Origin of the sequence: Thioalkalivibrio sp. ALE17 (assembly GCF_000425605.1) — a bacterium.
Taxonomy (GTDB): Bacteria; Pseudomonadota; Gammaproteobacteria; order Ectothiorhodospirales; family Ectothiorhodospiraceae; genus Thioalkalivibrio.
Genome location: NZ_KE384404.1, coordinates 265,353 through 277,261, shown reverse-complemented (window position 1 = coordinate 277,261; position 11,909 = coordinate 265,353). Strand labels below are relative to the sequence as shown.

Genomic DNA, 11,909 nt, shown 5'->3' with positions numbered 1-11,909 from the left:
GACCCCGGCCTGCGCGGCGTCGCCGCGTAAGCCTACAAAAACGGAGAAGCGAACGCGTTATTACGTACCCAACCCTCGATTGCGCAAGCGATTGAGCATGATGGCAACGGGAGCGATCCCGGTGGGGGCCAGTCCGATCATTGCGAAGCACCTCGAGTGCGTGACCTCGCTGGGACCCTCCACCCGCGGAATCCATCCGGGACCGTGGCGAATGAAAGCCGCACACGCAGTCCGAATGTACGGGAGCAATCGTCGCCCCGAAACCATCACTCAAACGCTTGGCAAACCGGGGGCGTCCATGTACGCAATGACGGTGCCGTGAAGATGGACCGTAGCCGCTACGTCGCACGCTGCACTGAGCGCCGCGCGAACCGCATCAAGGAAGGGTGTCCGACTAATCGCGCCGCCCGGGCCCCTCCCGGGGTTCTTTCGGCTCGATCTCGTCGAGCCGGCCCTGTTCGATCTTGCGCAGGGTCTCGGGGTCGGTGGGGTCGTCGTCCTCCCAGTCGTGCCGGCGGTAGACCGGGAGCGGGTCGCGGCGATAGAGGAACCAGCCGCAGACCGCACCGACAACCGCACCGAACAGGTGCGCCTCGAACGAGACTCTGGGGCCGCTGGGGAAGACGCCCCAGATCATGCTGCCGTAGAGAAACAGGATGATGATGGCCACCGCGATGGACAGCGCATCGCGCCGGCGGATCCCGATCACCACGGCAAAGAACATCAGCCCGTGGGTCAGGCCCGAGGCGCCAATGTGCAGCCCCTCGCGCGCGAACAGCCAGACGCCCAGTCCGCCCATCAGCCAGATCAGCGGGACCGCAACGCGGGTGGCGCGCGGGAAGCCGTAGAGCGTGAGCATGCCGAGCACCCACAGGGTCGGCACGTTGGCGAGCAGGTGGCCCCAGGAGCCGTGGATCAGCGGCGAGGTGATGATGCCCAGCGCCCCGACCGCGTCGCGCGGCAGGATGCCCAGCCGCGACCAGTCCCCGCCCAGCAGGTCGTGCAGGGCGTGGATCACGATCAGGATAGCGGCCCCCAGCATGGGCCAGAGCAGCGCACGCCGAATCCGCTCCTGCTCGGCCCGGGGGTCGGCCGGGGGTGCCGGCCGGCGAAGATTCATCATCCGCCTAGCCTGCCACGCCTGGACAAGAGGTCCAATCTCTCCCATCTCCCGGCGCCGCCACGGGCACCGTCATGGCGAGGCCCCGCAGGGGCCGCGGCAACCTCCTGAAGCTTGCGCAGTGTCGGGGTCCGAGGGTTTCGGAGGGAGATTACTCGCTGCGCTCGCCCTTCGGGCCGGCCTGCGGCCGTTCAACGCGCTTCGCGCCTTTGTGCTTCGTCGCTGCACTCCTCGCAATGACGGTGGCGGTGCTAGTGCCCGCCCGGCCCCAGGTCGGCGCCCTTGTCGTGCTGCGCGAGCTTGTCGTGCAGTTCACCACTTTCACCTCGCGGGGCCTTCACCTCGACCTCCATGCCGTTGCGGCGGAACTTGCCGACGACCTTGTCGATGGCGGCCACCGCCGAGCTGTCCCACAGCGAGGCGCGGGTCAGGTCGATCTCGATGTGATGGATGCCCTCGCGGTAGTCGAAGCTGTCGATGAACTTGTCCACGGCGACGAAGAACAGCTGGCCGCGCACGGTGTAGATCCGGGTCCGGCCGTCCTCGGAGAGCGCACTAGTGACTTCGACCGCCTTGACCATCTTGCGCGCGAAGAAGATCGCCGAGAGCAGCACGCCGGCGAACACGCCCAGCGACAGGTCGTGGGTGATCACGGTGGTGCCAACGGTCACGATCAGCACGGTGGCGTCGGTGCGCGGCAGCTTGTGCAGGGTGGTCAGCGAGCCCCAGTCGAAGGTGGCGATGGAGACCATGATCATCACCGCGACCAGCGCGGCCATTGGGATGATCGAGACCAGATCCCCCAGGAACACGATGAACAGCAGCAGGAAGATGCCCGCCGACAGCGTGGACAACCGCCCCAGCCCCCCGGACTTGATGTTGATCACCGACTGCCCAATCATCGCGCAGCCCGCCATGCCACCGAAAAAGCCGGTGACGACATTGGCGATGCCCTGGCCCTGGGCCTCGCGGTTCTTGCCGGAGGGAGTGTCGGTCAGATCGTCGAGGATGGAGGCGGTCAGCAGCGACTCCAGCAGGCCGACGATCGCCAGCGCGAAGGCGGTCGGGAAGATGATCTGCAGCGTCTCCCAGTTCAGCGGGATGTCGGGGAACAGGAACACCGGCAGGCCGTCCGGCAGGTCGCCCATGTCGCCGACCTCCAGCGTCGGCAGCCCCATGAAATAGACCACGACGCTGAGCACCACGATCGCGACGAGCGGCGGCGGCAGCAGCTTCGGATAGCCAGGGATCATCGGCAGGCCATAGAGGATGATCAGGCCGGCCGTGACCAGCGCCCACATGGTGGTGTCGCCATCCACCAGGTAGGGCACCTGGGACAGGAAGATCAGGATCGCCAGCGCATTCACGAAGCCGACCAGCACCGTGCGCGGGATGAACATCATGTAGCGCGCGAGCTTGGCCCAGGCGAACAGGATCTGGATGATGCCGGTCAGGATGGTCGCGGCCAGCAGGTACTGCAGTCCGTGCTCGGCGATGAGTGTCACCATCAGCAGGGCCATGGCCCCGGTCGCGGCCGAGATCATGCCGGGGCGCCCTCCGGCGAAGGCGATCACCACCGCCATGGTGAAGGACGCGTACAAGCCCACGCTCGGGTCCACCCCGGCGATAATGGAAAACGCGATCGCCTCCGGGATCAGGGCCAGCGCGACCACGATCCCGGCAATCAGGTCTCCGCGCACATTGAACAACCAGATCTTGCGCTGGCGGGACAGGAAGTCTTGTAGGGTCTGCTGCACGATATGGTCCCCAATACCGATGCGCGCCGAAGCCGACATGCGTCGGGATCAACGGGTGAACGAACAGGTACCAGAGACTTGTGCGAAGTAGCCGGGCCCGGTTGCCACCAGTGGATGGCGCGGTTGCAAGCGGTTCAATGCCGGTACAGACTGAAACCGCCAGGAAAGGCGGCAAAGTCTAGCACTTCATAAGCCCGTCCCGAAGTTTGCCGTCCCGCTCAAGCCTTTGCCGGGGCTCTTCCATGCGTTCAATTGGGGATCTTCATGCTGCAGCGCGTCATCATCGCCGTCGACTTCTCGCCCGCCTCTGCCGCGGCCCTGGCCGTTGCACGCCAGCACTGCCCGGGGGCGAAGAAGCGGCTGCTCTATGTGATGAAGCCGTCGGACGTGGCAGAGCCCAGTTCCGCTGGTGCGTTCAGTGGTGCGGGGTCGTCGCCCCTGAATGCAAAGGAAATGCGCCATTCGGCGGAAGAAAAAATCCGGTCGCAGTTGCAGGAGTGGGCGGAGGCAGATGACGAGGTCGCCATCGCCGTGGGCAGTGCGCCGGAGGAGATCTCCCGTCATGCCGAGGAGTGGGGCGCGGATATGATCGTGATGGGGACCCGCGGGCGCAGTCAGATCGCCAACATGCTCTCCGGTTCCGCGACCGAGTGGCTGGTGCGCAACGCCCGCCTGCCGGTGCTGGTCGTGCACGATGTGCCGCTGTCCGACTCCATGAAGGAAAAGCTGCCGCCGGAAGGCGCCGTCGACTGAGCCGGCTCGCCGTTCGCCGACACGTAGAAGGCCCGCTTTCCAGCGGGCCTTCCTTGTTCCTGTGGAATGCTCGCGCGGTGTCGAGGCCCCAGGCATGTAGGAGGCCAGCCCTCTGGCCGATGGGACGCTTGTCACACCCCATCGGCCAGAAGGCTGGCCTCCTACGGGATCGGGACCAGCCCCGCCGTGACGCTAGCCGCCGGTCATGGACATGAAGCGCATGACCTTTTCCGGGCGCTCGGAGAATTCGTGGCGTTCCGGTTTCAGGTTGATGGCCTGGACCACCAGATCCTCCAGTTCGGAATCGGTGCAGCCCTCGCGCAGGTAGGGGCGCAGGTTCAGGCTGTGGTCGTTGCCCAGGCAGGTGTAGATGGTGCCGTCCACCGACAGGCGCACGCGGTTGCAGGTATCGCAGAAGTGCTGCGAAATCGGCGTAATGAAGCCGATGCGCACGGGGGTGTCCGGGATCTGCATGTAGCGCGCCGGGCCGCCGCCGGGCATCACGCCGGGTACCAGGTTGTAGCGCGGCTCCAGACGGGCGCGCACGTCCTGCAGGTTCACGTAGTGGCCCTCTTTCGCCTCGCGGCCGGTGTCGCCCATCGGCATGGTCTCGATGAAGCGCAGGGTGAAGCCGTGCTCGATGCAGAAGTCCACCATGTCCTCGACTTCCGGCTCGTTGATCCCGCCCATTACCACCATGTTGATCTTGATCGGGTCGAGCCCGGCGGCCTTGGAGGCCATCAGCCCGTCCAGGACCTTCTCCAGCTTGCCGCCGGTGATCTCCTTGAAGACTTCCGGCTTGAGCGAGTCGAGACTGACGTTGATGCGCGCCACGCCGGCATCCTTCAGTTCCTGGGCATGGCGCGCCATGCGCGTGGCATTGGTGGACAGCGAGATGTCGTCGATGCCAGGCAGGGCGTTCAGGCGTGCGGCCAGGTCCGGGAGGTTCTTGCGTACCAGCGGCTCGCCGCCGGTCAGGCGCACGCGGCGGGTGCCCAGACGTCCGAAGGCTCCCATGACGCGCTCGATCTCCTCGAAGCTGAGCCAGTGATCCGGCTCCTCGAAGTCGCGAAAGCCCTTGGGCATGCAGTAGAAGCAGCGCAGGTCGCAGCGGTCGGTGACCGAGAGGCGGACATATTCGATGCGGCGGCCGAAGGCATCCACCAGTGCGTTCTCGTCCTTGAGGGGCTGTTCCATGGGGTGCTCCGTCCTGCCGATGGGGGCGATATGTTTCATCACACACATCGTAGACCACTTCTCCGAGAACGCAACAACAATGCCTCAGAATCGTTGCGGCAATAAACAAAATCTCTCACAGATAATTTTGTCTTATTCCAAGATAAGAACTTTTCGTTGGCCAAAAGCCCGGCTTATGGCCAATATGGCCCATGAATAAGCAAACCGTAATCTATGGGGTCGTCTGAATGAGCGCGTTGCCCGAGTTCGAGAACCACAGCGAGCAGGAGATCAAGTACACCACCTGCTACATGTGTGCCTGCCGCTGCGGCATCAAGGTTACCGTCCAGAACAACAAGGTCCGCTATATCCAGGGCAATCGGCATCACCCGATCAACAAGGGGGTGCTGTGTGCCAAGGGTAACGCGGGGATCATGAAGCAGCAGTCCCCGGCGCGCCTGCACCAGCCGATGCGCCGCAAGCCCGGCACCGAGCGCGGCGCCGGCGAGTTCGAGCCGATCTCCTGGGACGAGGCCCTGGACATGCTGTCCACGCGGCTGCAGAAGATCCGCGAGACCGACCCGCGCAAGCTGGCGTTCTTCACCGGCCGCGACCAGATGCAGGCCCTGACCGGTCTGTGGGCGACCCAGTTCGGCACGTACAACTGGGCGGCCCACGGCGGCTTCTGCTCGGTGAACATGGCCACCGGCGGTCTGTATACCACCGGCTTCGCCTTCTGGGAATTCGGCGACCCGGACTGGGACCGCACCAAGTACCACATGCTCTGGGGCGTGGCGGAAGACCATGCCTCCAACCCGATCAAGATCGGGCTGGAGAAGCTCAAGCGCCGTGGCGGCAAGTTCGTCGCGATCAACCCGGTGCGCACCGGCTACCAGGCGATCGCCGACGAGTGGGTGGGCATCAAGCCCGGTACCGACGGCCTGTTCGCGCTGTCGATGCTGCACGTGCTGCTGAAGAACGACCAGTTCGACTGGGACTTCCTGGTGCGCTACACCAACGCCACCCAGTTGGTGGTGCAGACCCCGGGGCAGAAGGGCGATGGCCTGATCCTGCGTGACGAGGCCGGCAACCCGCTGGTCTGGGAGCTGGAACAGGAGGCGTTCGTCGACGGCACCCAGGTCGACATCAAGCCGGCGTTGTTCGGCGAGTACACCGCGCCCGACGGCCGCCCGGTCAAGACCGTGATGACGCTGCTGGCCGAGCGCTACCTGAGCGACGAGTATTCCCCGGAGAACACCGCCGAGGTCACCGGCGTCCCGGCCGACCAGACCGAGCGCCTGGCGCTGGAGATGGCGCACGTCGCGTTCAAGGAGACGATCGAACTCGATATCGAGTGGACCGACTCCTGGGGCCGCAAGCACGACAAGGTGTTCGGTCGCCCGGTGTCCATGCACGCGATGCGCGGCATCTCCGCGCACTCCAACGGCTTCCAGACCTGCCGCGCGATCCATCTGCTGCAGATCATGCTGGGCTCGGTGGACTGCCCCGGCGGTCACCTGGCCAAGCCGCCGTATCCCAAGCACGTCCCGCCGGGCATCAAGCCGGCCAAGGAATGCGCGCCGAACACCCCGCTGAAGAGCCCGCCGCTCGGTTTCCCGACCGCGCCGGAGGACCTGGTCATCGATGACGAAGGCAACCCGCTGCGCATCGACAAGGCCTTTTCCTGGGATGCGCCGATCTCCAACCATGGCCTGATGCACATGGTGGTGACCAATGCGGTCAACGGCGATCCCTATCCGATCGACACGCTGATCTTCTTCATGGCGAACATGTCCTGGAACTCCTCGATGAATACCGCCGAGGTGATGGACATGCTGCGGGCGAAGGACGACAGCGGCGAGTACAAGATCCCGTTCCTGGTGGTCGCGGATGCGTTCCACTCGGAGACGGTCAACTTTGCCGATCTGGTGCTCCCGGATACGACCTATCTGGAGCGATACGACACCATCTCCATGCTGGACCGCCCGATCTCCGAGCCGGCCGCGGCGGCGGACTCCATCCGCCACCCGATCCTCGAGGTCGACCGCGACGTGCGTCCCTGGCAGGAGGTCATGGTCGAGCTGGCCGGCCGCCTGAAGTTCCCGGCGTTCACCAACGACGATGGCAGCCGCAAGTTCGAGGACTACAAGGACTTCATCGTCAACTTCGAGAAGGAGCCCGGCATCGGTTTCCTGTCCGGCTACCGCGGCAAGGACGGCAAGACCCACCTGCGTGGCGAGCCGAACCCGAAGCAGTGGGAGGCGTACATCGAGAACCAGGGGTTCTTCGTGCATCACCTGGCACCGAACCAGCAGTTCTACCGCTTCGCCAACAAGGACTACCTGGAGCTGGCCAAGCACGCCGGCTGGGTGGGCAAGACCGATCCGATCACTATCGAGCTCTACTCCGAGACCCAGCAGCGCTTCAAGCTGGCCGGCCAGGGCCTGTATGACGGCCCGCAGCCGACCAAGCAGGAGCACAAGGATCGCCTGACCCAGTTCTTCGATCCGCTGCCGATCTGGCACAAGCCGCTGGAGCAGACCCGGATCGACGAGGACGAGTACCCGTTCTATGCGGTCAACCAGCGCCCGATGTTCATGTACCACTCCTGGGATTCGCAGAATGCCTGGCTGCGTCAGATCTGCGCCCAGAACTATCTGTACATGAACCGTGGCAAGGCGGAGTCCATGGGCATCGCGGACATGTCCTGGGTTTGGCTGGAGTCGCACAACGGCAAGATCCGCGTGCAGGTCAAGCTGATCGAGGGCTGCGAGCCGAACACCGTCTGGACCTGGAACGCCATCGGCAAGCAGAAGGGCGCATGGGGCCTGAAGCCGGACGCGAACGAGTCCAACAAGGGCTTCCTGATGAACCACCTGATCAGTGAGCTGCTGCCGAAGAAGGGCGACCCGGTGGACAACATCACCAACTCCGACCCGGTCACCGGCCAGGCCGCGTGGTACGACCTGAAGGTCAAGATCACCCCGGCCGACCCGGAAGAGGCCAGCACCTGGCCCGACTTCGACACGATCAAGCCGGCGCCCGGCATGTCCGAGGCCCCGGACCAGCTCCGCTACGCGGCGCACAAGCCGGTGCACCTGAACCGTTCCATCCGCGACGTGCTGACGCGCGGCTCGCTGGACGACGAACAGTAGGCATCACGGATCCGGGCCATGCCGCCGGCCGAAGCCGGCGGCCCGAGAGAATTTGAGGAGTACCTGAAATGCGACTTGGACTCGTAATCGACATGGATACCTGCGTGGGCTGTCACGCCTGCGCGGTGGCCTGCAAGCAGTGGAACACCAGCGGTACCACCGGCGCGCTGACCGACTATCGCCCCTATGGCGAGGACCCCAGCGGCGTGTGGTTCAACCGTATTCGCCACTACGAAGTCGGCGACTACCCCAACAACAAGACCGTGAACATCCCGATGTCCTGCATGCACTGCCAGCATGCTGACTGCGTGAACGTCTGCCCGACCGGCGCCTCCTACAAGCGCCCGGAAGACGGCATCGTGCTGGTCGACCAGGACAAGTGCATGGGCTGCAACTACTGCGCCTGGGCCTGCCCCTACGGCGCCCGGGAGCTGGACCGCGAAGACGGCGTGATGAAGAAGTGCACGCTGTGCGTGGACCGAATCTACGACGAGCAGCTGCCGCCGGAAGAGCGCCAGCCCGCCTGCGTGATCACCTGCCCGGCGCACGCCCGGTTCTTCGGTGACTTCGACGACCAGGACTCCGAGGTCAGCCGCCTGGTGCGCGAGCGCGGCGGCGTGAAGCAGATGCCGGAGCTGGGCTACAAGCCGGTCAACACCTATCTGCCCCCGCGTATCACCCGCCCGATCCCCACCGACGACGTGCGCGCCAACAAGCTCGTCACCTCGGTGAAGGACTGGGTCAACAAGATGGTCGCGCGCTAGGCGCGGCCCGAACGGGAGAATTCATATGCATCCGGCATTTTCCGTCATCCTGTTTACCGTCATCTCGGGTGCGGGCTACGGCCTGTTCATCCTGCTGGCGGCCTTCCATCTCGCGGGTATCGGCCCGGCCATGAGCCACGGCGAGCTGCTGGCGCACGGCCTGGTGTCGCTGGGGATGATCACCCTGGGGCTGATGCTCTCCACCGGTCACCTGGCGAACAAGAAGAACGCCTGGCGTTCCTTCATGCGCTTCAAGACCTCCTGGCTGTCGCGCGAGGCCGTGTTCGCGGTGCTGTTCTACCCCTTCGCCGGTATCTACGGTCTGGGTGTGCTGCTGCAGGGTTCGGCCATCGGGCCGCTGCCCGCCATGGCCGGCGCGATCGCTGCCGTGCTGGCCGTGATCACCCTGTTCTCCACCGGCATGATCTACGGCTGCCTGAAGACCATCCGCCAGTGGAACACGGCGCTGACCCCGGCGAATTACATCATGCTGGGCATCGCGACCGGAACCACGCTGTTCGCCGCCATCGCCGCGGTGTTCGGCAATGCCACCACGCTGCACGCGGGCGTGGCCATCGTCGCGCTGCTGGCCGCCGCGTTGCTCAAGGGGATCTACTACTTCTGGATCTCGCGCGTGAACGGTCCGACCATCAACACCGCGACCACCTTCAACCGGGCGACCGTGCGTCTGCTGGATACCGGCCACACCGCCGGCACCTTCCTGACCGACGAATTCGGCTACGACCCGCGCAAGGACACCATCGACAACATCAAGATGGGCGTCTTCCTGCTCGGCTTCATCGCCCCGGTACTGGTCTTCGGTTCGATCCTCTCCGGTGCGCCGGCCGGTATCGCCTGGCTGGCGGCGGTGTCGAGCCTGGTCGGGATCGGCATGGAGCGCTGGCTGTTCTTCGCCGAGGCCAAGCACGTCGTGCGCCTGTACCACGGTGCCCAGACCTGCACCGACTCCCTGGCCGAGCCGAGCCGCGTCGGCCCGGAAGTGGCCGCGGATGCTCGCCGTGGCGACGCACCGCGCGCCGAACTGGGCGATACGCCCGGGGGCTCCGGCTCCTGAGTCGGACGCAACCATACGGGTTACCCGGGCGCCCCGGGTAATCCGTACCAAAGGCCAGGGCGTTGGATGACCGACGCCCCGGCCTTTTCTGTTTGGAGGGGCTGCCCCGGGCAGGATCCGTCCGGGCCTATTGCCCCTTGTCGTTCTCGTGCATCCCGTGAACGATGAAGTAAATCACGTACGCGAAGAAGGCCGCGATGCCCGCCAGCGTCACGATCGTCAGGATCCCGATGGGCGACTGAAACATGATTTCCATCAGCATGATCTTTCCTCTAGTTGGGTCCATGCACCTTCGACGCTAGCCCCCGGAGCCGGCCTCCGATTTGATCCAGATCATGCCGGGAGTCGATTCGGACAGTGCGCCGCGGGCGCTGTGGCGGGTAAGGGCGGAACGGAAGGCTGGCGGAACGTTCGGGCTGTGTCCGGCGGACGGGGATGTCAGCGCAGCTGCGCGGGCCTCGGCTCGAACTGGAGGTTCGCCGGGTTGGATTCGGGGGTGTTCGTGCTTCGCGCCCGAGAGGGTGGGGGGCGCGAGGCTGGCTTCGTGTCGGCGAACGTCCCGAGGCTGCCGCCGAGGGGCTGGGCTCGTTGCGCCGCCGGTCCTTCGAGCCGGCACGGGCCGTGGCTGTGGCGCGCTCAGCCCGCGCTGCGGGTCTCGGCTTGAATGGAGCTTGGGGCTACGCCCGGGGTGTTCGGGCGTCGCGCCCGAGAGGATGGCTGCGCGACCTGCGGTCGCTTGGCCCTTCGGGCCGGCACCGCCTGCGGCGGTACCGCGCGTCGGCCCGCGTTGCGGGCCTCGGCTCGAACGGAGGTTCGAATCGGGCCCTCAGACACCCCATTACGCAAAAAGGGACCACGAGTGTCCCTTTTTGCGTAATGGCGCGCCCGAGAGGATTCGAACCTCTGACCTCTGCCTCCGGAGGGCAGCGCTCTATCCAGCTGAGCTACGGGCGCAAGGGCTGCAATGATAAGGGCGGGGCCGCGGGTGCGTCCAGCCATATTTGACCGCGCCGCTGGGTTTGTGGTCGCGCCTGGCATGATGCCCTATACTCTGCGCCCGATTTGCGCGTACCGCGCGAGCGCTTTCGAAAGAGCACACCACAAGGCCATGCATGGCCAGGATCTCGGAGGGAGAGAAGTGGGAAATCAACCGATCAAGATGGACACCGGGAACAAGGTGTTGCTGTTTATCTCGTCCCTGGCCCTGCTGGCGACAGTCCTGTTTCTGGTGTCGCAGCTTGCGAGCTGGATTGGGGGCATGATGGGCTCGCAGGCGGAGGCCGTGAGCGAGGAGCGTATTGCCGAGCGCATCGCGCCGATCGGCCGGGTGGTCTCCGGTGAGGTGGATACCGCCGAGGAAGCCGCGGACCTCAGCCCGGGCGACATCTACGCCAACGTCTGCGCCGCCTGCCATGACTCGGGCGCCTCCGGTGCCCCGCTCAAGGATGACACGGACGAGTGGACTAACCGTCTGAACGACAAGGGTCTGGAGACCCTGTTCGAGAACTCGATCAACGGCATCGGCGCGATGCCGGCCCGCGGTGGCGACTCCAGCCTGACCGACGAGCAGATGAATGAAGTCGTGGCCTACATGCTCGATCAGGCAGGCGTTGATCACGGCTACGAGGGCAGTTCCAACGGAAACGGCGACACCGCCGCGGACGACGCCGCCGCGGACGACGCCGCCGCTGAAGGCGAGGAGCCGGTGGCCACCACCGACACGGGCGAAGCGGCCGCCGAGGAAGAGGCCGAAGCCGTGGCCGCTATTGCGGTCGACGAGGGTGATGTTGAGCGCGGTCAGTCGCGTTACAACACCTGCGTGGCCTGCCATGGTGCGCAGGGTCAGGGCACCCCGGTCTTCCCGGCGTTGGCCGGCCGGGATGCCGAGTACATCGCCGACAAGCTGGTGCGCTACCGCGCCGGCGAGACCGTCGGTGACCAGACGGCCCTGATGGCGCCGAATGCCGCGAACCTGTCGGATCAGGACATCGCCGATCTGGCGGTCTACGTGGCGACCTTCGAAGACTGATCGTCGCGTCGTTGCCGCGTACAAAGGCCCCGCCCGGTAGACCGGGCGGGGCCTTTTCTTTGCGGGCCGACGCTTCCCCG

Annotated in this window: 9 protein-coding genes and 1 tRNA gene; 5 read left to right on the top strand and 5 right to left on the bottom strand. The window is 65.5% G+C overall.

What is annotated here, in order from left to right; all coding sequences use genetic code 11:
• Positions 1–394: 394 nt before the first annotated feature.
• Positions 395–1,123, bottom strand: a complete 729-nt coding sequence (locus H609_RS0112280) for a rhomboid family intramembrane serine protease (protein WP_028485061.1) — start codon at positions 1,121–1,123, stop codon at positions 395–397.
• A 248-nt stretch (positions 1,124–1,371) separates the two neighbouring features.
• Complete coding sequence (locus tag H609_RS0112275; protein ID WP_026280264.1) at positions 1,372–2,877, bottom strand: SulP family inorganic anion transporter; 1,506 nt, start codon at positions 2,875–2,877, stop codon at positions 1,372–1,374.
• Positions 2,878–3,141: 264 nt separating this feature from the next.
• On the opposite strand from H609_RS0112275, the gene H609_RS0112270 reads away from it, so the two are divergent.
• Positions 3,142–3,630: a universal stress protein gene (locus H609_RS0112270; RefSeq protein ID WP_026280819.1), complete on the top strand. Its 489-nt coding sequence runs from the start codon at positions 3,142–3,144 to the stop codon at positions 3,628–3,630.
• A 192-nt stretch (positions 3,631–3,822) separates the two neighbouring features.
• Here H609_RS0112270 and moaA read toward each other — a convergent pair whose 3' ends face one another.
• Positions 3,823–4,827 (bottom strand): GTP 3',8-cyclase MoaA, encoded by a 1,005-nt coding sequence (gene moaA, locus H609_RS0112265; protein ID WP_018875933.1) that lies wholly within the window; start codon positions 4,825–4,827, stop codon positions 3,823–3,825.
• A 227-nt stretch (positions 4,828–5,054) separates the two neighbouring features.
• Here moaA and H609_RS0112260 point away from each other — a divergent pair, with 227 nt between their 5' ends.
• From H609_RS0112260 to H609_RS0112250, 3 genes are all read left to right on the top strand, one after another.
• Positions 5,055–7,961, top strand: coding sequence for a molybdopterin oxidoreductase family protein (locus tag H609_RS0112260; RefSeq protein ID WP_028485060.1), 2,907 nt, complete (start codon positions 5,055–5,057; stop codon positions 7,959–7,961).
• A 68-nt stretch (positions 7,962–8,029) separates the two neighbouring features.
• Positions 8,030–8,725, top strand: coding sequence for a 4Fe-4S dicluster domain-containing protein (locus H609_RS0112255; protein ID WP_026279312.1), 696 nt, complete (start codon positions 8,030–8,032; stop codon positions 8,723–8,725).
• Positions 8,726–8,750: 25 nt separating this feature from the next.
• A complete protein-coding gene (locus H609_RS0112250; protein ID WP_018867740.1) occupies positions 8,751–9,800 on the top strand; it encodes a DmsC/YnfH family molybdoenzyme membrane anchor subunit in 1,050 nt (349 codons plus the stop codon).
• 127 nt (positions 9,801–9,927) lie between these two features.
• Here H609_RS0112250 and H609_RS14340 read toward each other — a convergent pair whose 3' ends face one another.
• Positions 9,928–10,062 carry a hypothetical protein gene (locus tag H609_RS14340; RefSeq protein ID WP_018875935.1) on the bottom strand — a complete coding sequence of 45 codons (135 nt, stop codon included), beginning with the start codon at positions 10,060–10,062 and terminating at the stop codon, positions 9,928–9,930.
• A gap of 615 nt (positions 10,063–10,677) precedes the next feature.
• Positions 10,678–10,754 (bottom strand) — tRNA-Arg (locus H609_RS0112240).
• 184 nt (positions 10,755–10,938) lie between these two features.
• On the opposite strand from H609_RS0112240, the gene H609_RS0112235 reads away from it, so the two are divergent.
• Positions 10,939–11,829, top strand: a complete 891-nt coding sequence (locus tag H609_RS0112235; protein WP_028485059.1) for a c-type cytochrome — start codon at positions 10,939–10,941, stop codon at positions 11,827–11,829.
• Positions 11,830–11,909: the final 80 nt, after the last annotated feature.